At 67.0% G+C, this 25782-nt stretch carries 26 protein-coding genes; 3 read left to right on the plus strand and 23 right to left on the minus strand.

What is annotated here, in order from left to right; translation table 11 throughout:
* Positions 1 to 188 precede the first annotated feature (188 nt).
* The 6 genes from ACFYMM_RS14705 to ACFYMM_RS14730 form a co-directional block, all read right to left on the minus strand.
* The gene (locus tag ACFYMM_RS14705; RefSeq protein ID WP_334580574.1) at positions 189 to 929 is read right to left on the minus strand and encodes a methyltransferase domain-containing protein; all 741 of its coding nucleotides are present in this window, start codon (positions 927 to 929) and stop codon (positions 189 to 191) included.
* Between the two features lie 18 nt (positions 930 to 947).
* On the minus strand, positions 948 to 2339 hold the full coding sequence (locus tag ACFYMM_RS14710; protein WP_359585571.1) for a hypothetical protein: 1392 nt from the start codon (positions 2337 to 2339) through the stop codon (positions 948 to 950).
* Positions 2339 to 3106, minus strand: a complete 768-nt coding sequence (locus tag ACFYMM_RS14715; protein WP_319647573.1) for a hypothetical protein — start codon at positions 3104 to 3106, stop codon at positions 2339 to 2341. The genes ACFYMM_RS14710 and ACFYMM_RS14715 overlap by 1 nt, the downstream gene beginning before the upstream one ends.
* A 40-nt stretch (positions 3107 to 3146) precedes the next feature.
* The gene (locus ACFYMM_RS14720) at positions 3147 to 3734 is read right to left on the minus strand and encodes a hypothetical protein (RefSeq protein WP_334646435.1); all 588 of its coding nucleotides are present in this window, start codon (positions 3732 to 3734) and stop codon (positions 3147 to 3149) included.
* A gap of 154 nt (positions 3735 to 3888) precedes the next feature.
* Positions 3889 to 4188 (minus strand): hypothetical protein, encoded by a 300-nt coding sequence (locus ACFYMM_RS14725; RefSeq protein WP_319647575.1) that lies wholly within the window; start codon positions 4186 to 4188, stop codon positions 3889 to 3891.
* A 73-nt stretch (positions 4189 to 4261) separates the two neighbouring features.
* Positions 4262 to 4771: a nucleoside-diphosphate kinase gene (locus ACFYMM_RS14730; protein ID WP_334645903.1), complete on the minus strand. Its 510-nt coding sequence runs from the start codon at positions 4769 to 4771 to the stop codon at positions 4262 to 4264.
* 855 nt (positions 4772 to 5626) lie between these two features.
* Between ACFYMM_RS14730 and ACFYMM_RS14735 the strand changes: the two genes are divergently transcribed.
* Positions 5627 to 6289 carry an NUDIX hydrolase gene (locus ACFYMM_RS14735; RefSeq protein ID WP_319647577.1) on the plus strand — a complete coding sequence of 221 codons (663 nt, stop codon included), beginning with the start codon at positions 5627 to 5629 and terminating at the stop codon, positions 6287 to 6289.
* Positions 6286 to 6699: an NUDIX hydrolase gene (locus ACFYMM_RS14740; RefSeq protein ID WP_319647578.1), complete on the plus strand. Its 414-nt coding sequence runs from the start codon at positions 6286 to 6288 to the stop codon at positions 6697 to 6699. Before ACFYMM_RS14735 ends, ACFYMM_RS14740 begins: the two co-directional genes overlap by 4 nt.
* A 407-nt stretch (positions 6700 to 7106) precedes the next feature.
* Here the strand turns inward: ACFYMM_RS14740 and ACFYMM_RS14745 are convergent, their stop codons facing one another.
* The 11 genes from ACFYMM_RS14745 to ACFYMM_RS14795 form a co-directional block, all read right to left on the minus strand.
* On the minus strand, positions 7107 to 7754 hold the full coding sequence (locus ACFYMM_RS14745) for a hypothetical protein (RefSeq protein WP_319647579.1): 648 nt from the start codon (positions 7752 to 7754) through the stop codon (positions 7107 to 7109).
* Positions 7751 to 8182, minus strand: coding sequence for a hypothetical protein (locus tag ACFYMM_RS14750; RefSeq protein ID WP_388386269.1), 432 nt, complete (start codon positions 8180 to 8182; stop codon positions 7751 to 7753). The genes ACFYMM_RS14745 and ACFYMM_RS14750 overlap by 4 nt, the downstream gene beginning before the upstream one ends.
* Before the next feature lie 45 nt (positions 8183 to 8227).
* Positions 8228 to 8791, minus strand: coding sequence for an NUDIX domain-containing protein (locus tag ACFYMM_RS14755; RefSeq protein WP_388386271.1), 564 nt, complete (start codon positions 8789 to 8791; stop codon positions 8228 to 8230).
* A 225-nt stretch (positions 8792 to 9016) separates the two neighbouring features.
* Positions 9017 to 10189, minus strand: a complete 1173-nt coding sequence (locus ACFYMM_RS14760; protein ID WP_388386272.1) for an NUDIX domain-containing protein — start codon at positions 10187 to 10189, stop codon at positions 9017 to 9019.
* Positions 10190 to 10346: 157 nt separating this feature from the next.
* Positions 10347 to 12140 carry an ATP-binding cassette domain-containing protein gene (locus tag ACFYMM_RS14765; protein WP_388386700.1) on the minus strand — a complete coding sequence of 598 codons (1794 nt, stop codon included), beginning with the start codon at positions 12138 to 12140 and terminating at the stop codon, positions 10347 to 10349.
* A 116-nt stretch (positions 12141 to 12256) separates the two neighbouring features.
* On the minus strand, positions 12257 to 12721 hold the full coding sequence (locus tag ACFYMM_RS14770; RefSeq protein WP_334580565.1) for an NUDIX domain-containing protein: 465 nt from the start codon (positions 12719 to 12721) through the stop codon (positions 12257 to 12259).
* Positions 12718 to 12900, minus strand: a complete 183-nt coding sequence (locus ACFYMM_RS14775) for a hypothetical protein (protein WP_388386273.1) — start codon at positions 12898 to 12900, stop codon at positions 12718 to 12720. Before ACFYMM_RS14775 ends, ACFYMM_RS14770 begins: the two co-directional genes overlap by 4 nt.
* A gap of 425 nt (positions 12901 to 13325) precedes the next feature.
* Positions 13326 to 14054 carry a hypothetical protein gene (locus ACFYMM_RS14780; protein WP_319647585.1) on the minus strand — a complete coding sequence of 243 codons (729 nt, stop codon included), beginning with the start codon at positions 14052 to 14054 and terminating at the stop codon, positions 13326 to 13328.
* A 97-nt stretch (positions 14055 to 14151) separates the two neighbouring features.
* Positions 14152 to 15183: an endonuclease/exonuclease/phosphatase family protein gene (locus tag ACFYMM_RS14785; RefSeq protein ID WP_319647586.1), complete on the minus strand. Its 1032-nt coding sequence runs from the start codon at positions 15181 to 15183 to the stop codon at positions 14152 to 14154.
* Between the two features lie 224 nt (positions 15184 to 15407).
* Positions 15408 to 17093 carry a hypothetical protein gene (locus tag ACFYMM_RS14790; protein ID WP_319648177.1) on the minus strand — a complete coding sequence of 562 codons (1686 nt, stop codon included), beginning with the start codon at positions 17091 to 17093 and terminating at the stop codon, positions 15408 to 15410.
* Between the two features lie 88 nt (positions 17094 to 17181).
* The gene (locus ACFYMM_RS14795; protein WP_388386274.1) at positions 17182 to 18120 is read right to left on the minus strand and encodes a hypothetical protein; all 939 of its coding nucleotides are present in this window, start codon (positions 18118 to 18120) and stop codon (positions 17182 to 17184) included.
* A gap of 655 nt (positions 18121 to 18775) precedes the next feature.
* Between ACFYMM_RS14795 and ACFYMM_RS14800 the strand changes: the two genes are divergently transcribed.
* Entirely contained in the window at positions 18776 to 19990 is a 1215-nt protein-coding gene (locus ACFYMM_RS14800) for an acyl-CoA dehydrogenase family protein (protein ID WP_334580562.1), read from the plus strand.
* Position 19991: 1 nt separating this feature from the next.
* Here the strand turns inward: ACFYMM_RS14800 and ACFYMM_RS14805 are convergent, their stop codons facing one another.
* From ACFYMM_RS14805 to ACFYMM_RS14830, 6 genes are all read right to left on the minus strand, one after another.
* Entirely contained in the window at positions 19992 to 20555 is a 564-nt protein-coding gene (locus ACFYMM_RS14805; protein WP_319647590.1) for a GAF domain-containing protein, read from the minus strand.
* Entirely contained in the window at positions 20548 to 21171 is a 624-nt protein-coding gene (locus ACFYMM_RS14810) for an ATP/GTP-binding protein (protein WP_388386276.1), read from the minus strand. The genes ACFYMM_RS14805 and ACFYMM_RS14810 overlap by 8 nt, the downstream gene beginning before the upstream one ends.
* Positions 21149 to 21520 carry a DUF742 domain-containing protein gene (locus ACFYMM_RS14815; RefSeq protein ID WP_319647592.1) on the minus strand — a complete coding sequence of 124 codons (372 nt, stop codon included), beginning with the start codon at positions 21518 to 21520 and terminating at the stop codon, positions 21149 to 21151. Before ACFYMM_RS14815 ends, ACFYMM_RS14810 begins: the two co-directional genes overlap by 23 nt.
* Positions 21517 to 21930 (minus strand): roadblock/LC7 domain-containing protein, encoded by a 414-nt coding sequence (locus tag ACFYMM_RS14820; protein ID WP_319647593.1) that lies wholly within the window; start codon positions 21928 to 21930, stop codon positions 21517 to 21519. The genes ACFYMM_RS14815 and ACFYMM_RS14820 overlap by 4 nt, the downstream gene beginning before the upstream one ends.
* Positions 21930 to 23603: a hypothetical protein gene (locus ACFYMM_RS14825; RefSeq protein WP_388386277.1), complete on the minus strand. Its 1674-nt coding sequence runs from the start codon at positions 23601 to 23603 to the stop codon at positions 21930 to 21932. The genes ACFYMM_RS14820 and ACFYMM_RS14825 overlap by 1 nt, the downstream gene beginning before the upstream one ends.
* Positions 23604 to 24174: 571 nt before the next feature.
* Entirely contained in the window at positions 24175 to 25677 is a 1503-nt protein-coding gene (locus tag ACFYMM_RS14830; protein WP_319648180.1) for a hypothetical protein, read from the minus strand.
* Positions 25678 to 25782 lie beyond the last annotated feature (105 nt).

Below are 25782 nucleotides of genomic sequence, written 5' to 3' on the forward strand. Positions count from 1 at the left end.
TGTCAGGCGCACGGTCGTCACAATCGGTAATTGCGCATGAAGAGCCCACACCCCCGAGCGCACTCTGACTGGATCCGGCGTTTCTGCAGGAGCGAGTCCCCGCCGAGCGATCCCGAAGAGCAGGTCGAGCGTCCCGACAACCTTCATTCCGACAGACGACTTGCCTGGTGAACGGTCCACGGCCGGGGCTATTTCGTAGCGATGACGTAGATGCTGCCCCACTGCCGCTTCGGGTTGGCGATCGTGGGGTCGAAGTCCCACGGGGCCACAGTACGGAAGCCCACCTCCGTGAACATTTGTTTCAGCTTCTCATTGTCGTACGCCCAGAGGTGTGGCGTGTAGGTGGGATCGTCGTCCTGATCGCGGAAGACGTAGTTGATCAGGTCGAGGAAAGTGTTGATGTCACCGACGCAGTCGCGTTTGGCGTACCACCGCTCGATCATCTCATCGGAGAGGGTTGGATTGTCCGGGTAGTGACGGAGTACGAACGCGGCGTCGGGAACCCCCGTGACGAGCTGGCCGCCTGGGGCGAGCACGCGGTGAGCCTCTCGGGCATAATGCTTGGCGGAATTCGGATAGTCGATGTGCTCCAGGAAGTGCTCGGAGAACATGAACCCTACGCTGTCGTCGTGCAGCGGTATGCCCTCGCGAATGTCCCAGAGTAGGTCGGCGGGCGGCACGGCGTCGATGTTGTAGAAGCCGTCGATCCGGTGGGCACCACCTCCGATCTGAACCGTCTCGGGAGCCACGTCGATGTGCCCCTTCGGCCATGCCCGGCTGCTGGTCTGGTGGTACCTGCTGATCTCGATTTCTTTGGCGGCGGCACGCAGCGTGCGGGCGAGACCGTGGCTGGTCGAGGGCTCCTGAAGGAGGGCGGTGATCTGCTCGGCGAGGAGGTCGAGCGATGGCGTGGAGCGGTGCGCGGTCATACGGGCTCCTTGTGGCGATCAGTTGGCTGAGGGCTCGGGGACCGACCACTTGTTGTTGCGCATCAGCGTGTACTTGATGTCCACGAGACGCGGCGCGATGGTCAGGTTTAGTTGCTCGACGGGGTGGACACGGCCGACGTCGTCCTGCTCGGCCCGCCAGATGCGGTACTCCAAGTCGGGGTAGGCCGGGTTGATGCCGACCTCGCCTTTGGGCATCGTGCCGTTGAAGGGCGCGAAGATGTCCATGTGGTTCCAGTAGTTCCACGCCTGGAGCGCCTTGTGCTGGTCGAAGTAGAAGTAGAAGTCCGGGTAGCGTCCGAAGGTTCGCAGCTCTCGGTGAATCAGGTGTCCAAGGAGCGGACCTAGGTGGGTGGCGAGGCTGTCGAACTCCCAGCGGGTGTGGTGCCAGGACTCCGGCACCTGGCCAGGCGTGAACAGTCTGGCGGCGACGAGGTAGCTGATCCGGTCGCGGAGATAGGCTCGGGCGTGCGCCGCGTTCACGGTGGCGTCGATCTGCCTCAAGGATTCCTCGAAGCCAGCCGGGGGCGGCCGGAATTTCGCCAAGTCGAATTTGCCAGCCATACCGAGGGTGGCGAACAGCAAGTCCTTATAGAGCCAGTTGTTGAGTTCTCCCCGGGCCGCCAGCCTTTGGGTGTGATCGCTGGTGGAGTGGAGCATCAAGTATTCGGCCAGCGCCTCAAAGTACAGGTACCCGAGAATCGGCATGCGGGGGATCGTCTCGTCCAGCAGCTCCAGGAACATGGCCGGTGCGACGTCGGCACCTCCGTAGACGATCGCCGCAGCGAGCGCGAGAAAAGTGGTGGAGTTCTTGGTGCGGCTAACGACCGTCTCGCGAAGCTCGTATCTCTCGGCGGTGGACAGCAAGTATTCGAGTTCGGTGTAGATGTTCAGGTGGATCGAGCCGAGGCGCAGGTAATCGACTCCCGCGAGTCCGCGGTAGGCCCGTCGAGGACGGGTGATCTCGAATATCAGCGGGGTCGGCGTCCGGCCAGGTGTCCCAACTTTCGCCACGAAAGCAGGTGCTTCCTTGGTGAGGATGTACTCGCCCAAGTTGTGCATACGAAAGCCGCTGCCATTCGCTGTCAGCGGCGCGCAGTAGATGCTGCCGACCAGGCATCCCCCGGAGGGGTAGAGGGAGCCAAGCTGGCTGATCTCCTCAAGGGCGTGGGTGATGTGTAGCAAGTACAGCGGCCCGGTTCCGGTGAGGGCGTCGAACAGGGCGTTGCCACGCATCAGGGCACCGTTGGGCGTGTCTTCTGCCAGTCGGGTCTCCCACGCGGCGGACTGCTGTCGCAGGGCGTCGGTGTGATCGGGTGTGCTGGAGATCAGTGGGGAGTCGAAGAAGGCGTGGGCGTCGGCCCAAAGGTGGTATCCGTCGCGGATGTCCATCAGCTGACTAACCTCCGCTGTTCCAGTGCCTTGAACACGGAGTCTGCGCTTTCGATGCCGGCGAGGTGCGCTGCCTCAGAGACGACGACGAGCTCGAACGCCGTGGCCCGCAGTGCGTCGAAGGCTGTGGTTCGGACCTTCGAGCAGTCTGGCCACCAGGACAGTTTCGGTTGGCGGTAGCGGTCGAGGGCATCAGCTGCCTTGAGCAGGTCCGTGATCTCCTTGGCCTGGGTGTGGTCGGTCCTGTCGTCCGCTGTAAAGGCGGAGTACGGCACGTCGTGCAGACGCGCAGCGGTCGCTGCTGCCACGATGCGCCGGGGAGTGGCGGTCAGGTGGAAATGCGCCCACACCGCGTCGGCGTTGTCCGTCAGCCACACGGCAGCCCGGGCTCCGTGGCCGCGGTCGTCCTTGTCATGCAGACGGCGGCAGTCGTGGACTGCTGCTGTGACGATCAGAGTGGCCGTGTCTTCCTCGGACAGGCTTGTGGCTTCTGCGAGGAGCGCGGCCAGCGCGGCTGTCCGCATTGCGTGGCGGATACCGTGCAGCGAGTCAGTGAGCCTCGGTTCGGCCAGCCACGTGACGGGGATGGCCGACCGGTAGAGGAGCCGTTGAGAGGCCGCCCGCAGCTCGTACGTCGGAGCGTCCGGGAAATTCGGCCTGTTGGCCTCGATCCATCGCACGGTGGCGTGATCCATGAACTGGTGGTGCGGAAGCTGCTTGCGTGCAGCCAGCTCGACCAGGCTGTCGGCCGGCGGGGTGCTGGTCATCGGGCCTACCCCCTCGGTGCCTCGGAAAGACGAAGGACAGTCAGGTCTGGGGTTCGATCTCCGCACGGGCGGCGGCCTTACGGGCCTGTTCGGCAGCCTCGAATGCAGCGGTGAAGTCGGCGAGCTCCTGCTCGGTCATCAACGTGACCTCCAGCTCCTTGGCCACGGCGAAGATGCGGTCAGTCGCCTCCTGCCGGACGGCGTCACTCGCGTTGTCATCCAGTAGCACTTCGAACTCGGCGTGATGCCCCCACGCCTCGCTCCACTTGACGGCGATCTCCACGCCTCGAAAGCGGTAGTTGTGGCGCCGGTTGAACGCTTGGTGCATCTGAGACTCAAAGCCCAGCGCGTTGAAGACCCGCACGGCCGCGGACACGTCCTCGCGCGCGATGGCGATCTCCGTCTCGGGGAAGGCGACGCCCTGGCCGATCTTGCTGTGCTTCAGTGTGATCTTCGCCGACCCGGCTGCGGTGTTGTCGGTGACCTTGAGGAGCTTGTCCGGCAGGACGTAGAAGTAGATGTGCTTGTCGTCACGGCCCAGGTCGGTGCCCTCTTGCTCCAGTCGGGCGAGGAGCCGGTCGTGGGCCTCCTCGTCGAATCGGGCGCGCATCTCGATCTCTACGGGCAATGGTCTGGTCCCTTCTTCAGGCATGGCTGATCCGCCCGAACCTGCGCAGGTGGCACATGGCTGGTCCGGTAGGGAGTGCTATGTGAGGTTGTGCGGCGGCGGTGCGGACAGCGGACTGTGCGCGCACCGCCGGCCTTAGCGGTCCGTGGTGAGATCAGGCAAGCTCGCCGAAGCGTTCACGCACGACGCCCTCGTGGAGGTAGTTCGGCAGTGCGACGCCGCCGACGGACGTGCGCGTGGTGGCGACCTGCTCCATCGTGTCCGCGGGGAAGCCTTCCAGGAGCTGGAGGCACTGCTTCACCCATTCGCGGGACTTCTCCCAGTCGCCCTCGTCCCGGTAACGGGAGGCCAGCGCGTAGGCGCTCTCCGTCGCCGCCCATCGGTCGGTCGCCAGTTCCTGCTGGAAGATCGATTCCAGCTCCTGGACGGAGGCGGCGCGGGTCTGGTTGGTCATGGTGCCCTCTCTGCTAACGGTGGTGCCAGGTAGTGCTCAACGCGGCGAAGCGCGCGGGGTGACGTCGCCATGCTCAGTACGTGTAGACCTCCGCGAGCGTGCGGTAGTCGTGCAGCTCGTCCTTGTCGAACCACAGCTCCACCTCCTGCTGGGCCTCCTCCGCATTGCCAGAGGCGTGCACGAGGTTGGCAACCGCCTTGCCGGACGCGACGCTGGCCGCCTTGCTGTAGTGGGAGAAGTCGCCCCGGATCGTGCCGGCCGGAGCCTCGTTCGGGTACGTGCTGCCCACGATCTTGCGAACGGTGGCGATGGCGTCGAAGCCTTCGAGTACCAACGCGATGACCGGCCCCTGCTGCATGAATCGGGCGGTGAACTCGTATACCTCGGCACCCAGTCGCTCTTCGAGATCGAAGTAGTGGCGACGGGTGAACTCGGCGTCCATCTGCTTCATCTTGACGCCGACGACCTTGAGTGCTGCGTCCTCGAACCGGGCGATGATCTTCCCGGCGAAGCCCCGTACGAGCGCGTCGGGCTTGAGGAGCACAAGTGTGCGCTCCGCCTTCTGTTCCTGCTCCTGCGCCATGGTCCTTCTCATCTCTTCCGCGGGTGATGTGACGGGCGTTCAGCGCGTCAGGGACTGAGGTTACCTGCGCCCGAAGGGCTGATCGTTTCTGGCAGTTGGGTTACGTACGTCGGTGCTGAACTACTCCTCTTGTATGGCGATTCGATGGTCGAAAGAAGATGCCCAGCCGGGCTGTCGGGCGGCGACTCCTGCGGGATGAGCGACCTCGGCCTGGCTGCGGCTGGCGAGCTCCAGGCCCCGGGAGCTGATCGAGCCGATGACGGCGACGTCTGCGTCCTGCCGATCGCACCGAAATCAGCAGTCCTGGCCCATTCGAATCGGCCCCCGCAACGTGCCCGGCTTCATGGTCCAGCTCCGCCGCCGTAGGAACGAGAGCGGAGATCGACAATGTCCGACGTCCCGTCGCACATCCCGGCCTCCAGACGGAGCCAGACGCGGTCCGGGTATCTGCGCCTCGACGCCCCTTCGGACACGTCCTCTCCCTCCTGCGGCTTCCGTTGCTGGGTGCCGGCCCGTGCCCGACGGGGGGGCAGACACGGGCCGGCTGCCGTCCGGGGCTTCGTCGTGACGTCCCACCCCGGGCGGCCGTTCATGTGCTTCCAAGGCACGTCATTAGGCCAAGACCGCGCATGCGCCAGCCAACTTGCTGATCTACAAGGCGACTTCCGCCTACGATGATCAGGGTGCTGCAGGCTCGCCACCCAGGCGTACATGAGGCGGATCGCGGGGTCTCGGTAGGCACACCTGAGAGTCAACCGGTGATCGCATCACTTCGCCATGAACTGCCAGTGCAACGGGCGTGCAACTTCGGCACATTGACCATGCACCCTGCCGACCCGATCCGTGAGGTCCACGATGGAAGTGATCGACGTTTGGACCGGCCACCGTGCGTGCATGCTGCAATCGGCTCTCCGCCTGAGCGGCGAGGCATTCGCCGACCGCCTGGGTATCTCGCCTCGAACGGTCGCCACGTGGCACTCCGACCCAGACGTGATCCCGCGCTCGGAGATGCAGCAGCTCCTTGACTCCGTCTTCGAGGGTGCACCCACCACCGTCCGCCAGCGGTTCGCTCTGCTGGTCGCGAGTTCTGACAGCAGGGGAACGGAAGCGCCAGGACCGCAGCCGCAGGCCCTGCGCGTCGCGATCGCAGTCGTAGTTCGCGACGACGAAGTCCTACTTGTCTGCCGCCGTGGTGATGATGCATCCGGGATCACATGGCAATTCCCGGCGGGCGTCATCAAGCCGGGCGTCAAGCCGGAGACCGCGACGGTCCGCGAGACGCTGGATGAGACGGGCGTGCACTGCGCAGTACGGAGAAGTCTCGGTGAGCGGCTCCACCCGGTGACCGGCGTGCGCTGCCTGTACTTCCTGTGCGAGCACCTGGCTGGCGACGCGACGAACCGTGACGTAGTCGAGAACGTGGATGTGAGATGGGTACCGAAGAATGCGGTGGGCCGCTTCATTTCCGCCGACACAATTTACCCGCCGATACTGGCAGTACTGGAGGAAGAAGCATGACCGAGCACACGGTAGAAGAGCGACCGGGCATCGCGGCGGCGATTGTGGTGGAGGACGGCAGCGTTCTCATGGTCCGCCGCCGGGTTGCGGAAGGCCAGCTGTCGTGGCAGTTCCCGGCCGGTGAGATTGAAGAAGCCGAGACCCCTGAGCAAGCAGCCGTGCGTGAGACCCTCGAAGAGGTCGCCGTAAAGGTGACCGCGGTGAAGGTCCTCGGCGAACGAGTGCACCCCAAGACCGGCCGGAACATGTCGTATGTGGCCTGTGCCGTGGAGTCTGGGACTCCGTACGTCGCTGACGACGAAGAGCTGGCTGAGATTGCATGGGTCCGGCATGCCCAGATTCCCGAGTATGTGCCCTACGGCCTCTTCGCTCCGGTGCAGGCTTATCTCGATGCCGCGCTGAGCAGGTAGCGCCTTGCCGTTGCAATTGGCGACTGGCGTGCCCGGCGTACTTGCCGATCCTCGTGGGCCCCGGCTCATACGTCGATGGCGGTGCGAGCTAGCTTTTACGCGTCGGGCCACCGGAGCTGTTCGCCGAGGTGTTCCGCTCAGCCGGGCAGTGGTGAGCACCGTGGCTGGGTGGGGGCCCAGAAGGCGTTTCTGCCCCGCCATGTCGCGCCGCAGCTGGGACTCGCCGGCGGCAAAGTCGCTGAGTCCATACAGCGCTAGCGCGTAGCCTCCGTGAAGGGCGCGTTCGGCTTGCCGCATGTCGTCGTTCATGATGGATGCGGTCATCAGCTGATGTCCTCTCTCCTGCTCCTTGGTGCGCCCCAGTCCGCTATGCGGCTTGGGCGCGTGTGAACAGTGCGACGGCCCTGTCAGGGCTTTCCCAGGGGAATGGCGGCAAGCGGCTCCCAGGTCATCTCCCAGCGCACGCCGCCGTCCGGCACCGGATGGGCGGTCCACTCCACGTCGAGCAGGTGGAGTCGGGAGACGGTGAGTGGAACGTGGCTGGGCGTAATGCGCCGGAGGGCACTCTGGAGCGGATCGGAGTCAGCCTCCTCGTAGGCGTAGCCGAGGGACGTGTGGCCGCGTCCGCTGTCATGAGCGATCGCCGGAGAGTCGTGCACTTCCCAGAGCGCGGCACGTGCCAGGTTTTGCAACGCGCTGAAGGGCTGGTCGGGGTAGGTGTCGAGCAACGTCTCTGCCCGGTCAGCGATGGGGGATCCGCACAGCAAGGTGAACGGATCGAAGTCGGAGAGCCGGGTGGTCAGGGCAGCGACGAGGTCAGCACGCTGGGCCACGCCGATGTGATCGCTGGTCGCCCAAGCATCCATTTCCACAGTGATGTGCAGCAAGTCGTCGGGCAGGCACCAGATCGGATAGCCCTGCATGGCCGTACGGCAGGCGGCGACGAGCGCGAACAGCTCGGTGTCTACGGCCGGGTCGGGCAGGATGTACAGGTGCAGCGCCCGGGCCCCTGACACCCACTCCCGGTGCTGGAAGACCGGCACGAACGGTTTCATGTCGCCTGCCTCTCTCCGGGGTGGCCCAGATGGATCTCATGAACGCGGCGGAACGCGTATCGCGATGTGTCCGGGCTGCCCAGCGGCCGGTAGCTGCCCGGGACGAAGGACACCGTGTCGGGGTTCCAGAGGATGGCCGTGTACCAGGCGCGGTGCGCGTTGGCGGCCATCGCCACCCCGTGCGGCCGTCCGCGGGTGGCCGGGAATGCGGCGTTCAGTCCGCAATCCGCGGCGAACGCGGCGATCGTCTCGGCGGCCTGGTCATCCCACTGGTCATGGGGCGTGACGGACTCGTCGACCACGACTTCTTGAAGGCCGAGGAGATCAGGGGCCAGCTCGCGAACCGCAGCGACGCGTGCGTTCCAGGCGTCGGTGCCGAGGGCGTCGAGGCGGAGTTTGTAGGCGTTGTAGTTGCCTATCGTCAGCAACGCGAATGTCCTTTCACAGACAGTAGGTTGACCTAGGCAGGCGGGTCAGGAAACAGGTGGTGGCTGCGGTGTGATCGGGTAGCCGTCTTCCAGTACCACCGCGCCGTCGGTATCGCGGGCGAGGAGTGCGGCCAGGGCGCGGCGGGCGTTCCCGGGCGCCATCAGGGCGGGGAGGTCGTCGGGGTCGACGAAGTCGACGCCTTCGATCTCGCCTTGGCGCGGGTGGATCGCGGCGATCTGTTCGCTGTCCCAGGTACCGCCGTCGAAGACGTAGATGATCTCGCCGGGGAAGCGTGTGGCGGGGGCGTATCCAGGTGTGGTGGACGGGACCCAGTCCACGGCCAGCGTCCGGCTGATCGGCAGGCGGACGCCCAGTTCCTCCAGGACCTCACGAGCTGCGGCCCGGGTGGGGACTTCCTCGGTGTCCACGCCACCACCGGGCAGGAGTCGCGTGGTGCGGTAGCTGACGCGCTGCAGCAGGATGCGGCCGACCGCGTCGGTGATGAGCACGGACACGCCGGTCCACAGGGCGGCCCGGGAGGACCCGTACGCGGCGGCCGACATCGCGGTGCCGTGTGGCGCGGGATCGCTGGACGGTGGAGAGGTCATAGGGGCTCCGAATCATCGAGAGACGTACCGAACTTGGCGTACGGGCGGCGCCGTATGAGGAAGTGCCGGACGGTGGAGGGAGTCGGCTGGGGGCGGGTCAGAGCGTTTGCTGGTCCCAGGTGAGGACGAGCCGGGTGTGGTGCTTGTCCAAGAGGTGGCCTGGGCGTAGTGCATGGTGGTGCGGGTTGCAGGATGGACGGTCAGGTGGGCTGCTGTCTGACACGGTTATTCCGCGACGGCGCCCGTCGTACCGGCGAAGGCGGTGAAGTGCGCTGGCGGGTGATCGATGGGCAGGTCGGGCCGCCAGGCGGTCAGGACTTGGGCGCTGCACTCGAACAGGCCGGAGGGCAGCGAGTCCAGGGGCCACCAGCGCCAGTCGCTCACGCTCTCGTCGGGCTGGTCGGTGGGGGTTCCCTGCCAGGTGGTGACGATGGCGGCCACGGTGATGCGGACGACGTCGCCGACGTGGTCGACGAGCGTGCCGAGTAGGCGTACGTTCGCCGGGCGGGCCATGAGGCCGGTCTCCTCGGCGAGTTCGCGCACGACGGTCTCGCACAGTGATTCGCCGGGCTCCACGGTGCCGCCGGGCAGCTCGATCGTGCGCCGGTGGTGCCGCCCCAGCAGTACGCCGTTCGGCCCGGACAGGATGATGCCGACGCCGAGTGCCGCGCGCGCTGTGGGTGGCCGGGTGGTGCGCGGGCGGGATGTGACGCGTACGGGGCGGCGGACCTGGAAAAGCCGGTAGGAGGCGTGATTGCCCTGTTCCGGGGCGTCGAGGACAGTGATGCTCTCCACCCTAAGCCCGTACTGGACCAGCAGGTCCTCCCACAGCTCGGGCGTGAGCACCCACATCTGGACGGTCAGCTCCGGACCGTCGGCCAGCCGCAGGGTCTCTGGCCGCGGGACGAGCGCGGCGGAGGGGCCATCGCCGTGGGAGTTGGTGTGCAGGACGGTGAAGCACAGCCTGCCGCCGGGTTTGAGTCCCGCGGCCAGAGCGGGCAGCAGCCGGTGCGGGTCGATGTAGGGGACGGAGTGGACGGAGTAGATCACGTCGTACGGGGTGGCAGTATGCAGGTACTCGACGGCGTCCGAGAGCACCATGTTCAGCCCGGGCAACTGGTCGTAGCGGGTGCGGGCGCGTTCGATCTGGGTGGGTGAGGCGTCGACGGCGTCCACAAGCGCGCCGCGGTCGCGGGAGAGGTGGGCTGCGTGCCGGGCCGGCCCGCAGCCCAGGTCCAGCACCCGCCGGCCGTCGAGGTCGCCGAGGACCGCATCCCCCGGCCCGGTGGCGCCGGGACCCCAGTCGATCCGTTCGACTTCTGGCAGTGGCGTGCCGCGCTGGAGATGGTGCTGGCCGTAGGCGGTCCACACCTCGGTATTGGTCTCCTCGGGCTTCATCGCGCCGTCCCCCCGGGGCGGCGTCGGCTCGGCTGCAGTTGCCCGGCGTCTGGCTCACGTCGTTCGGTCGTCATCACAGTTCTTTCGGGAAGGGGAATCCGAGATCAGTACGAAGACGGGTGCCGCCCCGCCGCATGACGGGGCGGCACCCGGGCGGTCAGCGGTCTTGTGACAGGGCGAGCAGCCGCGCGAAGGTTCCGCCGCCGGCGGCGAGGTCCTCGTAGGTGCCGTGCTCGGTGACCCGGCCCTCCTCCATCACAACGATCTTGTCAGCGATCTTGGTGTTCTCCAGCCGGTGCGTCACCACGATTGTGATGCGGTCCGCCGCCATGGCTTTGAGCGTTTCGAACGCCCGGTGCTCTCCTTCCGGGTCGACCTGGGAGGTCGGCTCGTCCATGATCAGCAGCTCCGGGAGTCGGTGCAGGCCCCGGGCGCACGCCACCCGCTGCCACTGTCCGCCGGACAGTTCCACTCCGCTGAAGATCTCCCGCGCCAGCAGGGTGTCGAGCTGGTCGGGTAGGTCCTCGACCGCCTCGCGCAGTCCGACGGCGTCGATCGCCTCCCACACCGGCACGTCGCCGCCGGGGCGGGGCTGGCCGAGATTGACGTTCTCCCTCAGCCGGAGCGGCCACTGCGCGAAGACCTGCGGGACCAGACCGGTCAGCGCCCACACGGTGTCCGGGTCCACCTCGGCGAGGTCGGTTCCGTTCCAGGTCACCGTGCCCTTGTCGGCCAGAAGGATCCCGGCGAGGAGGCGGGTCAGGGTGGTCTTGCCGGAGCCGTTGACTCCGACCAGCGCCAGGATCTGCCCGCGCCGCAGGGTCAGCGACACCCCGTCGACGGCCGGCTTGTCCTTACCCGGGTAGCGGTACACCGCCCCTTGCACGCAGACTTCGTCGATGGGCGCCCGCACCGTCAACTCCCCGCGGTGAGGGGCCTTTTCTTTGGCTTCGTCGAGGAAGGTGGTCATGTCGCCGAGGTAGAGGCTGGTGTGGAAGACCGCGGCGGCGCTGCGGACCAGCTGGGTCAGCGCGCCCAGCGTGGTCCGTACGGCGAAGACCGCGGTCGCGGCGATCGCCACCGCGATCTGGCCGGTGGCCGCCAGCCAGTACAGCGCCGCCCAGGTGGCCACCAGGAACAGCCCGCCGCACGCCGCCGACGCCAGGTTGATCCGCAGGATCCGGGGAGCCGCGGCCAGCGAGCGCTCATCCGCCTGCTGCGACAAGGTCCGGTACCAGTACAGCAGGTAGCCAGCCATGCTGTTGGCGCGAACCTCGTCCCCATACTTCGGGCTCGTCGCCCACCAGCGCATCATCCCCCGGGCGTTGCGGTTGGCGATGTTCGCGTAGTGGATCTCGTAGTCCACGCGCGCGGTGAGTACCGAGCCGATGCCTGCCGGGAGCACGGCCAGCAGCAGGAACGGCAGCAGCCGCCAGTCCAGCACCGCCAGGACCCCGCACGCCGTGACCAGCTGGATCAGAGAGGACATCAACTGCTGGGCGTCGGCGACCATCACATGGGTGCGGATCACGCCCATCTCGGCAGCCTCCTGCCGGTCATGAAACCCGTCCTCGCTGTAGGCAGCGGCCTCCACCTGGCACACCGAGGAGACCAGCGCCGTGTCGGCCTCCGTGGTCAACTTCGGAGTGATCCGCCGATCCCCGTAGGCCGAGACCGCGCTCGCGGTACGCGACAAGGCGGCCATCACCGCAACGAAGATCAGCGCCGGCAGCGCCTGGTGCAGCCGCTCCTGCACCGTGCCGTCCCCAAGAACCGAGCGCATGACCTTCGACGTGGCGGTCAGCTGTCCGGCCGCCGCCAGGCCGACCGTCACTTGGCAGACCAGCAACAGGACGACCGCCGCCCGGTCGACCGCCCACGACATGCCCGCGATCCTCTTCATCACCGACGGGATCCGGGCGCACAACGCCCGGAACGATACCCCGTCCATGGGGTTGACCGAGTACTGCCCGGTGTACTTGATCTCCGCGGGCGCCGAGGGCGCAACCGTCTTCCCGGAGGCGTCGGTCGAGGGGCGGGAGCCCTGCGTGGGCACGGTCGGCTGTGTCATGACGTGCCCCCGCTCGGCGTCACGGTGAGAGTGGTGTACAGCCGCCCGGCGGTGAAGCTCTCCAGGACCTGCTGGGTGTAGGGGTGGCAGTCGGGAGGCGGACTTCCGGGATCGATCCACAAGACCGCGTCGTGCTTGCCGGGCTCGGCATTGCGACCCTCGCCCTGCCAGCGCTGTGCCGTGAACACCGTCCCGATCACCCGCACCCCGTCCGGTCCCTCGTAGTGCACCAGCTGGCAGAACTCCAGGTCCTCGAACGCGACGCGAACACCGGTTTCCTCGGCGAGCTCACGCAGCGCCCCTTGGTGCACGAACTCACCGGCCTCCAACTTGCCCCCGACGACAGTGACTTGATTCGGCGAAGTCTTGGACGTCGCGTTGTGCCGCACCGCCAGGACTCTGCCGTCATCGCGCACCAGAAGAACCATCACGTTCACCGGACTCGTGTACGGATCGTTCACGCGGCCGGCACCCCCAGCCGGGCCATCGTCGCCCGCCCGCGCTCGACGATGTCGTCGTCCCCGTTGGGCACGCTTCGGGAGATAGCGCTCGCCGCGTCCAGCGCCGACAGCCGGCGCGACGCCAGCTGCTTCTCCTTGGGGAGTCCGAGGGTGGGCGGAATCGGCTGGGCGACGCTCATGCCCCTCACCTCGGACCCAGATCTGAGATATCCGCGGCGAACACGCGCACATCGTCAACACCGTGCTCATCGCGGGCCTGGCAGGTCGAGGCAGCCTGGCTCCGCTGTTCGAGAGCAGGAGGAGCGAAGAGGAGCGCAAGGACGGGATTCATGGATTCCTCCTGTGAAGGGCCGCGTGGGTGGAGCGACTTGACAACTTCCCTGCTGGAGAAGCAGTTACGGCTGCCGGGGAGCGATGGGTCGATCGAAAGTTCGATCAGGGCTGGACCACCTTGGGGGGACTGGGTGATGTGACCGTGGCGCGATGTTCGATTCACTCGCACAGGGGGTCGTCACCCGATGGAGGGATTGCTGTGATCCGGCGGGCCCGCGTCTGGCCTTGTCACGCCCCGATACGGAACGGGGACCGGCGCTGTCTCAGGGGGCTACACCCGCAGGACGGTGCCCTTGCGGGAGGCCGGCCCACCGGACTGCGCCCCTTGTGTCTGGCCGTCGCCGCCGTCGGCCAAGCTGGTGCCAGGAGGCGCGGCAAGCAACTGGGCGAGTGCGTGACGCAACTTGCCCTGGATCTCTCTGGTGAGGTCCTTGCCGTCCGCGGTGACCACGCGGATCGGGTCGATGCCGACGGGAACGGCGTACGGCCTTCCGTGGCGGCGTCGGCATTCGAAGACCATGTGCATGGTTACCTTCGGAGATACGAGAGCGATCACATAGTGGCCCTCGTCGTCCCGCCCAACGTGGACGGTGATGTCTGTCCGGCCGTCCAAGCGGTGTTGCAGCACTGCGAGTTGCTGCCGAATTTCCGTTGGCAGTGTGTCGTGGTCGCCGTAGGGAGTCAGGACGGGGAGTGACGCGGTGCCGGGAGCGGACTGTCCCTTGGCAAGCACCCTGTACAGCTCCCAAGAAGGGGTCTCATCGACGGGAACGTTGTTGTAAAACAGGCGGTAGTCAGCCCTTGTCCATCCCCGGCTGCCGTACCGGAAGACCATCTCGATCCGCGCAGTGCCGCTGTCATGAGTGAGGCCGATTGTCGGGCCGTCATAGGTGATTTCCGGCTGAGCTCCCGTTCGCCGGGCCATCTCGTCGGCCTCGCGCTGCACTGGAATTGGTAAGAACGACACCGGTCCGGTCGGGAGTTCGGTGGGGGTGGACACCAGTCGGGTGCTCCTTGTCGTGTAGGCCACTCGGAATGCGCCGGGCGGTTTGTAGACATGCCGCGGTCCGTGGGAGGGGGTGAGCCCGACGTGCGGGTCAGGTGGCCAAGTCCCAGGCGGCCAGCGGGGGGAAGGCCCGACGCAGAGCTTCGATTAGCATGCGATGGGAGAGGTCGACGACCAGGACGTGGTGATCACTCAGTCCGGTCATGTCCAGCACGGTGACGCCCAGCACGGCCTGGACTGTCCACGGGTCCAGGTAGCCCCGGTCGATCCGGGAGCCGCCGCCCTGGCCGACGGCGGCGAACCCCGCCGTCGGGGCCAGGGCCTCATGCTGAGCGAGTCGGCGGGCGGCGAACCGGGCCGGGTCGTGCATGTTGCAGTCCAGCATCAGGTCGTCCAGCATCGTGCAGCTCCGCCACGTTCCGTCCAGCTGCTTGAGGGCGCGGTGGCGCCGGTGCACGAGGTCCGTGACAGTCGTCCAGTCGATCTCCGGTACCGACTCGCCGCCGGGCAACGGGTACTCGTTCGTGTCGCCGAACAGCCAGCAGGCCGCCCGCGAGCGCTCAGGGTCGGCACCGTGCTGGGCCTTGACCTTGTCCGCCAGGGCCGACAGTTCGTACGCCTCGGCTGCCCGACCGACCGGCGAGCAGAACGAACTGTGGAAGGCGGCTGTCACGATGGGTACGTCAGGTACTTCCGGAAGCGCCAGCTGCACATTGGTGGGGGGCGTCCGGAACACCTTGGGGTGATGGTGTTGAAGACCGGCGGTGAACGTGGACTCCCTCACCAGGAGACCCGTCGGGTTGCGGCCCTGGCCCATACGGGCGCGGAAGCCGCGCATCCCGACGGTTTGCTGCAGAGCCCGCCACCGGCGTTCGGCGGCCTCCTTGACCTGGGCGTCCGCATCTGGCCTGGCCTGCGAGTACGTCAGCTCCGCCAGCCCCAGCCAGTCAGCCTCCAGCGGAGCCAGCCGCTCCCCGTAGTTTTGATGCCACAGGAGGGGAAGGACGCCGGGTTCTTCCTCGGGGCCGGCGTCGTTCTTGACGTTCGCCTGCACCAGTCGAACGACCCGTTCGCCGTAGGACGCTTTCGAAGGGACGAGGGAGGACGGCCGGGCTATCGGCATGGGAATCCTTCGAGGTCAAGGACGAACGGGATTGGGCGCCGGTCGCGCCCCTGATGGAAGACAGAACGGGTTGGTCGGCAGGGGCTGGCGGAGACGGTGGGCACTGTGGGTGGCCGGGAGGCAGCCGGTGGGGTGGGCTCCTGCCCGCGCGGAGTCAGCAGGGCACGGTCTCAACGCGACCGGATGGATCCGGCAGAGGATGACGGCGGCACAGCGCGAGTCCCTCATCCGGTCGGTGCCTCCGTGCTGCGAACGGCGGTGACGGTCTCGGAGACAGGTAGCTGGCCCGCCGCCGTACGCAGGGCACCGGCAAGACGCGCGTAGGTCTTGGCGTCGTCCTTCGGATTCGTGTGCCACAGATCCTCGATGGCGCCAAGGAGTGCGAAGTCGCCCAGCAGCCGTCGCTCCCACTGATCCAGAGACCGGCCGTATCCGCGGGTGAAGGCGTCCTGCAGAGCGGGGTACTCAGCCCACAGCAGCGACGGCCGGGCGAAGTCGACGGCGGCGGCCATCACCTGCGAGCGCTCGAACCCGGTCAGGGCCAGGGACCGTGTCACCCGCTGCCATCGCCAGGCGCCGACGCCGAAGGAGCCGTGGCAGAAGGCGACCGGCAGCTGTGGCAGGGCCTCGCGCAGGACGGCCAGGCGGTGCCGGATGACCGCGCGGTGCCCAGCCAGCACCGGGGAATCGATCCGTTCCAGTACGCGGTCGATGTAGTCGACGTACCGAAGGGTGTTCTCTGCAGCCTGAGCATGCCGATCGCCAGCCCCGAGTGTGCTCTCGTGAAGGATGCGCAACAGTTGCCCAGCCTGCTCCTGCACGGATTCGCTCAGCTGAAGGCCCCTGTCGGGTGCGTCGTCCACGCGTTCGCCGCGTGGCTGCCGCGTGAGCAGCGCTCGCAGTCTGGGGTCGAACCCGAGCAAGCGCGGTGCCTGTCCGGCGCCCAGCCGGCCGATGGCGTGCCGGTGCGCGGACACCTCGCGCTGGAGGTCGCCGTGGGTCCGGGGAACCCGCAACTCGACGATCCCTTCCGGCGAGGACATCCGCCAGCAACGGGCACCGGACCTGTTGTTGGGCAGCGCCCATGTCGGATGGAGTCCCACAAGATTGTTGACCCAGGTGGCCAGCTCCGGCGGGAACGGCGCCGGGCCCCCTCGTGATCCCGTAACTGGCCCTTCGCCTCGGCCTGCCTCGGTCGGGTCGGATGCCCGGACAGCTGGGACGCTGCCGGCCGGGCTCCGGCGGGCGGATTCCGCCGACGGCAGCGGCGGCGTGGCGTGCAGAAGGACGCCGGTGCCCGCAGTCGTCATGTGGAACGGAGGCAGGCCGGACAGTGCTGTGGCGGGGAAGCGCGGAGAGACCGCACGACATGTCACCGCCTCCACCAGCACGGCGTGAGCCGCAAGTTGGTACCGGTTGTCCGCGCCGAACGCGAAGGTGAGCCGCGCAATGGCGGTGTTCACGGTGTCGACGTCGCACTCGAACCGGGCCGCGATGCGCGATGCACTCAACCCGCCGACGATCAGATCGAGGACGGCCTGATCGTCCTCGGACACGTAAGGCTGAATGCCGGGCACACCGGGCAGGCGTTCGCAGGTGACCAGGCCGTACACGGCGCCGAGAGCTGCGAGATGCTGTCGGCTGTCTGCCGCCAGGACCTGGCGCAGTCTCCGCGTTCGCGCGTCGATCTTGGTGACGCTGTTGAAGGTGGCCCCGGCGATGTCGATGCGGCGTCGCCCTGCCGCGATCAGACGCAGGATCGTCAGGTCCTCCTCCTCCAGGAGAACCGGCGCACCGGCAGGCGGCGCCACGGGAGTGGCGCCGGCCGGATCGACAGGCAGGTCGTTGCGGTGTTCGCAGGCTAGGGTCATGAGTTTGCTGTCGGCGCTCTCGGTGCGGTCAGTCGGCATGTGTGGGGAGAGGCCAGCTCCGCCCGCGACGGGGGGCGCGGACGGAACTGGCGGTCCTGGGGCCGGAAGACTCCGGCGGGGTGATGGATCAGTCGGTGAGAGCAAAACGGGCACGGTAGAGATCGATGACCGTGTCGAGGCTGTACGTCACGACCACCGCGTGGTGATCGCTCAGGCCCGTCATGTCGACGACCTGGACATCCACCACCGCGGGCAACAGCCAGTTGGTGGTGTAGATGCGGTCCACACGGTGGGCCGGGCCGTGTGTGTCGCATGCATCCACGGTCGGCGCGACGGCCGCGAGGCCGGGTCCGCCAGGCTGGAGGGCAGCGTGCCGGGCGACGTCCTCCAACCCGGCGGTCAGCAGGATGCGGTCCGGCTCGGAATCCATCACCCGCTGTCCGGGGGCGATCTCATAGCTGCGGTGGGCACGGTGCGGCAGGTCCTTGATGTCGTCGAGCCTGGAAAGCGGTAGTTCGCCGGGGACGAGCCGATCGGGGGCGATGTAGCTGTTGCTGTCCATCCCGATCGCGAGCACGGGTACCTTCCGCTTCTCCGCGCCCCGCTCGTCCTCGTAGCTCTCGATCCGGTCGGCGAGCCGCGTCAGGTCCTCGGTCTCGGCCTTCCGTTTGGTCGGTGAGTTGTAGGAGAGGTGGGCGCAGCCTGCCACCACGTCGACGTCCCGAGCACCGCGCACGCGGAGGGTCATCGCGGTGGGGTGCAGGAGCCATCCGGGCCAGTCGGTGTCCCACAGGGGGATCTGCTCGAACACGGCGGGGTCGTAGTACAGGGCGGTGGCGTGCTTGCCCGGGCTGAGGTTGCCGGCGAGTTTCGTGATGCGCTTGGACTCACAGAAAGCGGTGGACCCGCGCCCGGTCAAGGCATAGCCGAAGGTCTCCTGCCGACACAGGATCGTCGGGCGCAGCCCGGCCAGCCGCTGCTGCATGGCCAACCACTTCTCGTAGTCACCGTTGCCGTTGAGTTCGAAGTTGTAGCTGACGACCTTGATTTGCCGAGCAGTGGACATGACCTTCCCTAAGCATGCGGGCCGTTGAGAGTGCTTAGCGTTCTGTAGAGACGGTGGCCAAAGAGGCCGTCGGGCAGTGGAGCAGCTACCGACCAGGGGACAGACGAACCGCGTGCGGTGCCGACGGCAGGAGCGTGCTCAGGGCCGAATTCCGAGAACACCCAACGGCCGGCATCTGTCCCACCAGCGTCCAGGAGGCGGTACTGCCCCGACGTCCCAGGCCCACTCAACGCCGAGCGCATAGGCCACTGCGCTGGCGTTGCCCGGGGGCAGCACAACACTGGCCGAACGTCCCGGTCGCCGCCATACAGCAACGGATCGTTCAGTGGTCGTTCGAGGAACGCGCCGTCCGAGAGAGAGCGGCAAACCACCCTTTTATGCCCCGGTGCTGCCACAAGGGGATCGTCCGACTACAGGAAACGACGCTTGAACGATTCAACAGCGACGGTGCAACGAAAGCGATAAATCGTCACGGTGAAGAGGTGCGCTCACCTGCGGCATCAGCCGGAAGACGCACAGCTCATTCGGGGCCGATCCTCCGGGGCGCGAAAGCGCCGCGGGGAGAAGCCGTAGTCGGCCTGGCGGCTCTGCATCGGTGCGCACGCCGTGGTGTGTACGCGGGCGGGGCCGAGGGTGTACGTGAGGGAGGACGCTGGTGTTCGGCGGAGGCATCACTGAGCGCCACGAGCAACTGAAGGCCGAGGTCCGGGAGTTCGCCGAGGCCGAAGTGGCGCCCCGTGTCGCGCACATGGAGACAACGGGCGCCGTGGAGCGTGACCTTGCCTGGGAGATCGCCCGGCGCGGATGGATCGGCGTCACGATCGATCCCACGTACGGCGGAATGGGTGCCGGCCATGTGGCGAAGGTACTCATCGTCGAGGAGCTGGCTCGGGTGTGCGGAGCGATGGGAGCCGCCGCTCAGGCATCGCAGCTGCCCGTTGCGATGATCGACAACTTCGGCAGCGAGGAACATAAACAGCGCTGGTTCCCGCCCATCTCGGCCGGTGACGTCATGCCCACGATCTGTGTCACCGAGGAGGTCTCGGGCAGCCAGATCGGTGCTATACAGGGCCGTGCCCGTCGCCATCGGGGCGGATGGATAGTGAACGCGGCAAAGGCGCACGTAGGCAACAGCCATATCGGCAACCTGCACTGCGTGGTGGTCCGGACGGCCGACTCGGGCCCGGGGAGTCTGTCCGCGTTCCTCGTGGAGAGCGATCGTGACGGGGTGTCGCCGGTGCGGCCGCAGGTGCCCGCGATGGCGCTGAGGGGGTTCTCCTTCGGCACGGTCGTCTTCGAGGACGTGTGGGTGCCGCAGGAGAACCTGCTTGGCTCAGTGGGCGACGGACGGGATGTCGCCGACTCCGCGAGCGTCCTGAACGGACGCACCAACCTGGGAGCGGTCTCCCTGGGCGTCCACCGGGCCACCGTGGAGACGACGCTCGCGTTCGCGGCCGAGCGACAGCGCTACGGTCGGCCGCTGAGCGAACTGGGCTCCGTCGAGCAGCGGCTGGGACACATGGTGTCGAACCTGATGACCGCCCAGACCATGCTGTACGCGGCTGCCGACATGCTGGACCGCGGGGCCCGGGGCGATGGGCAGCTGATGAACGCCAAACTCGTCAACTACGAGCTGGGGACGGCCTCGGCGAAAATGGGCCTGGAGGTACACGCCGCGAGCGGCCTGTTCACCGACCGTCCGATCGAACGGTATTTCCGGGACGCCCACGCCGTCTTCGCCCCGGCCGGCACCTCAGATGTGCAGCGGCTGCGGCTGGCGAGGCTCGCGCTGGGCACGGCGCAACAACCCGAGTGGTCGCAGCTGTTTGCCGCCCCCGCTCAGGCCAAGGGGCAAGGACGGGCGGGCTGACTCACAGTAGGTCGCGGACGCGGCGGTTGAGGAGGAACTGTGCTTGCTGGGCGCGCTCCTTGATATAGGTGAGCATCTGGCCGCCTTCCTCCTTGGGCCTGGGCTGCGTCCCGATGACGCAGACCGTGCCGATCGGAAGGGTGGGATCCTCGGGGTCGAAGAGCGGGGCTCCCATGTAGGTGCGGATACCGAACTCATTGGCGACCTCGTTGGTACGGAACCGCGGGGAGAGGCAGACGTCGTACAGCGGCAGGGCTTTGCCTCGGTCGACAACCTCGGGGCACCAGCCGTGTTCCAGGGACATCACCCTGGACATGGCGACGGCGCCGTCGACGCGGGCGCTCGGCGGTACCCACAGGCCGGCGAAGTACTGCCGGTCACCCAGGAAGTTGACCATGGCCATTGCTTCGTCGGTTCCCGATTCGCGGGCGAGGGCGGAGGCGAACCGGTCGAACTCCGCGTCCGGCTCACTGAACAGTCCGAGCTTGTGGACCCGGGCGAGCCGGTCCGGGGTCTGTGCCCGCAGGCGGGCGAGCTGGTGGGTGCTGGATGTGGCTTCAAACACGAGTGCTCCTGGAGAGGGAGGGCAGCGGGCTGGAGGGTCTGTTGCGGATCGCGAGGGCAAGCGCGTGCTGAACGAGGGTGATCAGGGCTTGGCGCCCCTGGGTAGCGTCGCGGGCGTCGCAGAGCACCACAGGGGTGCCCAGCGGCAGGTCGAGTGCGGTGTGGACTTCCTCGGGCTCGTAGCGGTCTGCGCCGTCGAAGTGGTTGACGGCGACCACGAGAGGGATCCCGATGCTGAGGAAGTACTCGACAGCGGGATAGCACTCCTCGAAGCGGCGGGTGTCGACGAGCACGATGGCTCCGACTGCTCCCTCGGCCAGGTCGGGCCACATGAACCAGAAGCGTTCCTGACCGGGCGTGCCGAACAGCAGCAGCGCCAACCCCTGGCGTCTGAACGTGATCTTGCCGAAGTCCAGGGCCACGGTGGTGGTGGTCTTGGACTCCACTCCCTGCACGCTGTCGGTGCGGATGCTGGCCTGGGTGAGCGTCTCCTCGGTGGTCAGCGGCTCGGTCTCGCTGACCGCGCCGACGAGGGTAGTCTTGCCCGCTCCGAACCCTCCCGCGATGAGGATCTTCCACAGCTCCAGAGGCGCGTCAGATACCTTTGAGTCCTTCAAGGATCCTCTCCAAGACATCGGGATCGCTCGCATCTGCGGTCCGGTCGGGCATGGCTGGGATGACGAAACCCTGGTCGAGAAGGTCGGAGACCACGATCTTCACGACGTGTACGGGCTGCCTGAGATACGCGGACAGTTCCACCACCGAGCAAGCCTCGGGGCGGCAGAGAAGGAACACGGCCTCCTCCACCAGGCCCTGAGGCGGATTGGGCGCCGGATCGCGGGCCTTCACCTGGCTGATGAGGTCCAGTTGGTGCGTCGGCTCGGTACGGCCCCGTGTGATCGCGTAGGGGCGCAGGGCAGCGATGCCGGCATCGATGAAGGGCCGCTCTTCAGGGGCCGTCATCATCCGGTCGCGGAGATACGCGCCGCAGTCGCAAGGGCCGGGCCGACACTCTGACCGAGCATCTTCATCTCGTACCCGATCAGTCCCAGGTCCGCGTCATGGGAGGCCAGCACGGTCAGCAGCGTGCCCTCTGCGGGTCGGGTGATGAAGATGAGGCCGCCGTCGACTTCGGCGATGATCTGCCGCGTGTAGCCGACGCCGCCGACGAATGAGCGGTCGGCGCCATTGGCCAGCGAGAACATGCCACTGGAGACCGCGCTGGCCTGGTCGGCATCGTCGTCGCTCTCGATCCCGGACGCATGCTTGAGGAGTCCGTCGGTCGAGGAGACGACCACAGCCTGCACGTGGGCGACCCGCTCCACGAAGCCGCGCAGCAGCCCGTCGAGGGCCTCGTTCGGGTTCTTACCGCTCATCAGGACATCTCCTCGTCAGTGGGGGCGGAAGGGGAAGAGAGAGCAGAGAAGGGGGCGGTGGGCTCGGAGGACTCGGCTGCGGGGGCGCAGAACCCTTCGGCGAAGCCAGCCGCGAGGTGCGGATTGTGCGTGGTGCTTGGGTGCCGGAGGTTCTGGTCCTGCTGGAGCTGAGGAGCCACGTGGCTGCCGGTTCTCCGGGGCAAGGGCCTCCGGCCCGGGGTCGGGACCACAGCGTCAGCCGACGTGCCGGAGGCGGCCTCCCAACTGCCGCACGGAGTCGGGGCGTCCGCCGTGCGTACTGCCGGGTGTTCGCCGTCGGCAACCGCTGGCTGTGGGCGATCGGGCACGGCGCGAAGCGCGGGCGGTGCCCCTGCCACCGCCTGCTGCAACCCTCCTGCGAGCAGGACACGTCCTGGCACCGGAGCAGCTCCGGGAGAGCCCGCCGTCTCTTGGAAGACGACGGCGACTTCCCTCTGCTGAGGGACGGACCCCGGCTGGGGAGCGAGCAGCGCGTGCGGAATCACCACGGCCGCCTGAGTGCTGCCGTACCGGTTGCGGAGCAGCTCGACTCTGATCCTGTGGCGCTGGGCAAGCCGGGCGACCACGAACAGGCCACTGCGGCCGTCCTGGATCAGGTGCTCCGCAATGTCGAACTGATCAGGATCCCGCAGCAGTTCGTTCAATCGGCGCCGTACGGCAAGTTCCATCGGCAGCCCGCGGTCGTCCACTTCGATCAACAGCCCGTCCGGTACGTACTCGGCTCGGACATACACCTCCTGCTCGGAGAACCCGGTGGCGTTCTCTAGCAGCTCGGCCAGCAGATGGGTGACGTCCTCGACAGCAAAACCATGAAGGAGAGCAGTGGGCGCCTCGGTGATCTGGACCCGGGTGAAGTGCTGGATTTCCTGGATCCCGTACCGCAGAACGGCCTTGACGGAAACCGGCTCGCTGATGCGCCTTGACCTGTCACCACCGAGCACCAGCATGCTCCCCGCCGACCGTCCGATCTGCGTGATCTGGTGATCGACGCCGTAGAGCTCGGTGAGCCGGTCGGAATCTTCCTCGTCCCGCAGGACCGTCTCCAGCCGGCTGAAGGCCGATTCGCAGTAAGACTGGAGCCGGCGGGCGAAGTTTACGAACACCGCCAGGTGCTGCTGCTGCACCGCCTGAGCGACGGAGGTCACTGCGACCCCCTGGAACGCGGATATGGCCCGGACGAGCTCCGCGAACATGTGGGTGCCTTCCACCGCGTCGGGCCCTGGCGGCTGGGCAGATCGGTCGCCTTTACGCACAGCCTCCGCATACTCCTGGAGGGCCAGGCTGCTCGCCTTTACACGCCTGAGCAGGAACGCGAGCCATTCCCCGACCGACTGGTCTTCTTGTTCCACCTGCCGGACGATCACCTGAACGTGGCGGTAGGCGATCACGAGGATGCCGCCCCCGACGGCTGCCGCGCCGGTCACCAGCAAGGCTGCGTTTTCAGCGGAGAGCCTCGCGGCTGACCCGTAAATGGCCGCGGCGGCCAGGAGTACAAGCTCGGATGCCGCAGGCACCATCACGGCCCGTACGAGCCGTCGCCGCAGGCCGTTTTCGTCCGCAGCCTTGTCACGGGCGGCGTGCCGAGCACCTTGGCGGCCGGCACCCGCCGGGGCGGGTGGGGAGAGTTCAGACATCGATGTCCTTGGAAAGACGGGTAGGCGGGCTCCTGCTTGGCACTGCCTGCCGCATCGGCCTGCCGCGGCACCCTGATTGGTGGAGCTGTCGCACCACCGACTGCTCGGAGCCGATCGCCGTGCCGTTGCTGACGGGGAACCGTTCGAGCGAGCTGTCTGCCGCGTCCCGCAGGACACGCGCAAGGTCTGGTTCCCCCGGAGAGGCGCGGCAGAGCCGCCGCACCGTATGCCGAGGGCTGACCACGCCAACACCTCTGGTCCCGACCGGAAATCTGTTATCAGCGGCATCAGGAGCACCGCCTAGCCTCTCGGGTAAATCTGATCGTTGCCAGTGCAACTTGAATCGTTCGGAGGTCGTTTCCCGCTACACGATCGCTTCTCGGCTTGTCAGACGCGGGCTTTGGGAAGCAGATGAGATCGACCGCTGATCGGACGCCTCGGGAACGACGCCGATCCGGCGCGGCCGGCCTGCGCCCAGCCCCCGGAGCGACAACGTCTCGATCGGTCGCATCCGGCCGGGTTGTTCCCGTGGCATGCTCCGCTCAGCGCACCCCTGGGGACTCCTCCGGCTCTATCTGGACGCGGCGGATTCACCGAGAAAGAAGAGAGCGCGCTCGATGCCGCCGGTCTGGATCAGATGGCTTCGCAGGTGCAGCAGACCTTCGATACCGTACGTACTCAATTCCCGGCATCGCCTGGCCAGCCAATTCCAGTCACAATCAAGGTAGTCGGCGGCTTGACGCAGCCTCTCGTGCGGGGTGCGGCCGGAGGTGATGCTGTGGGACCGCGCCTGATCGACGGCATGAGCCAGAGAGTTGATCTCACTCCTGCTCGTCGTGCTGTCGATATGCCAGACGGCGTCCGGGCTCAGCCAGTCGGCGACGATGGCAAGGTGCTGCGGGGCGATGATGAATTCCGCCGTGTCGGAGTGTGCCCGTTCCCTGTGTATGTGCACCGTCAGGCCGTAGGACTCCATCAGGGCCATAGCGAGCAGCAGCAAAAGCCGTTCGTACGGCTCGCTGTCCTTGACCGCGGATTCGGGGATGCCGAAGACACAGCCTGCCGTCCCCTCGACGCCGACGGAACACTCCTGCATCAACTGCAGTACCTGGTGCCGTTCGGCGAACAACAACCAGCCGGCGGCCTGCCCGCCGTACTGAACCCTCGACCACAGCACGGGGGCGGCATCGGCGGGGCCCAGGTGGCGCCGCAGATACGTCGCGCATGCATGCGATCCGAGCCAGGCCGCTCCGACCTCCGTGAGGTCGGGGTAGGCGGCACGAGCGGCCGCAGACCGTAGTTGGGCGAGGTGGGCTTCCAGACGCTGTTGCTCGACGTGGAGGGCCTGGTCGTCGGCCAGGAGACTGTCGTCCACGTTCAACGCCGCCCAGAGCAAGGCGTAGACGAGCTCGTCGAGCCGGTAGGCGCCTGGAATCGGCAGCCTGTCGACCGGCATCAACAGCTGACGCCGAGCGTGGGCGGCGTCCATGACGTAGAGGTCATCTTCCCCGCGCGCCCCCAGTGCCGCGATGAGCAGAGCCCTGCGACGAGCCCGGGTGAAGTATCGGAGGTGTTCCCAGTCCTCAGGCCCGATCACCACGGTGTCCCCCCGCGGCTCGGCCTCGTACATCTGGACCGCGACGGATGTCCCGTCCAAGATCCGCAGACCGTCGAGGTGCCACGCCCCTCCTGCGCCTGGCAACGGCCCGTTGACGGACAGATGCGAGCTGTCGAAACGGACATCGAAGCGGTGTACGGCGGCCAACGACACATCGTGAGGAACGCGGGCGAGTACCACTTTCCGCATCGGGGCCGGGCCCAGGAGTTCCTGCACACTGTGGCCGAGCCAGAATTCGAGGACCGTGACTGTGTCCCCGCGAGGTGCTTGCTCCCCGACCAGCCACCGTTTGAAGGTGGTCTTCGTGGTGTCCACGGTGGCCAGGCGTGGATTCCGGTAGTGCGCCGCTGCCCGGGCGCCGGCATCCTTCAGCTGTCGCTGAAACACCTCAAATCGTAGCCACTGGCGCTTTTCCAGCACGGCGTGCAGCAGTGTTGGACGCGTCAGCGTGTCCATGGCCTTTTCCTTCTTTTCGACGTTTACTTCCCGCCGGATCTTCAATCCGGTGATGTGCAGAAAACTCTGGTGATTTCTTCGGCAGGTATTGACAGGGCCTACAAT

The organism is Streptomyces sp. NPDC006739, from assembly GCF_042869815.1.
GTDB lineage: Bacteria > Actinomycetota > Actinomycetes > Streptomycetales > Streptomycetaceae > Streptomyces.

Coding starts and splice junctions, on each gene's coding strand:
- ACFYMM_RS14705 (WP_334580574.1), bottom strand. CDS start 929: ATGACCGCGCACCGCTCCACGCCATCGCTCGACCTCCTCGCCGAGCAG.
- ACFYMM_RS14710 (WP_359585571.1), bottom strand. CDS start 2,339: ATGGACATCCGCGACGGATACCACCTTTGGGCCGACGCCCACGCCTTC.
- ACFYMM_RS14715 (WP_319647573.1), bottom strand. CDS start 3,106: ATGACCAGCACCCCGCCGGCCGACAGCCTGGTCGAGCTGGCTGCACGC.
- ACFYMM_RS14725 (WP_319647575.1), bottom strand. CDS start 4,188: ATGACCAACCAGACCCGCGCCGCCTCCGTCCAGGAGCTGGAATCGATC.
- ACFYMM_RS14730 (WP_334645903.1), bottom strand. CDS start 4,771: ATGGCGCAGGAGCAGGAACAGAAGGCGGAGCGCACACTTGTGCTCCTC.
- ACFYMM_RS14735 (WP_319647577.1), top strand. CDS start 5,627: ATGGAAGTGATCGACGTTTGGACCGGCCACCGTGCGTGCATGCTGCAA.
- ACFYMM_RS14740 (WP_319647578.1), top strand. CDS start 6,286: ATGACCGAGCACACGGTAGAAGAGCGACCGGGCATCGCGGCGGCGATT.
- ACFYMM_RS14745 (WP_319647579.1), bottom strand. CDS start 7,754: ATGAAACCGTTCGTGCCGGTCTTCCAGCACCGGGAGTGGGTGTCAGGG.
- ACFYMM_RS14755 (WP_388386271.1), bottom strand. CDS start 8,791: ATGACCTCTCCACCGTCCAGCGATCCCGCGCCACACGGCACCGCGATG.
- ACFYMM_RS14760 (WP_388386272.1), bottom strand. CDS start 10,189: ATGAAGCCCGAGGAGACCAATACCGAGGTGTGGACCGCCTACGGCCAG.
- ACFYMM_RS14765 (WP_388386700.1), bottom strand. CDS start 12,140: ATGGACGGGGTATCGTTCCGGGCGTTGTGCGCCCGGATCCCGTCGGTG.
- ACFYMM_RS14775 (WP_388386273.1), bottom strand. CDS start 12,900: ATGAGCGTCGCCCAGCCGATTCCGCCCACCCTCGGACTCCCCAAGGAG.
- ACFYMM_RS14785 (WP_319647586.1), bottom strand. CDS start 15,183: ATGCCGATAGCCCGGCCGTCCTCCCTCGTCCCTTCGAAAGCGTCCTAC.
- ACFYMM_RS14790 (WP_319648177.1), bottom strand. CDS start 17,093: ATGCCGACTGACCGCACCGAGAGCGCCGACAGCAAACTCATGACCCTA.
- ACFYMM_RS14795 (WP_388386274.1), bottom strand. CDS start 18,120: ATGTCCACTGCTCGGCAAATCAAGGTCGTCAGCTACAACTTCGAACTC.
- ACFYMM_RS14815 (WP_319647592.1), bottom strand. CDS start 21,520: ATGATGACGGCCCCTGAAGAGCGGCCCTTCATCGATGCCGGCATCGCT.
- ACFYMM_RS14820 (WP_319647593.1), bottom strand. CDS start 21,930: ATGAGCGGTAAGAACCCGAACGAGGCCCTCGACGGGCTGCTGCGCGGC.
- ACFYMM_RS14825 (WP_388386277.1), bottom strand. CDS start 23,603: ATGTCTGAACTCTCCCCACCCGCCCCGGCGGGTGCCGGCCGCCAAGGT.
- ACFYMM_RS14830 (WP_319648180.1), bottom strand. CDS start 25,677: ATGGACACGCTGACGCGTCCAACACTGCTGCACGCCGTGCTGGAAAAG.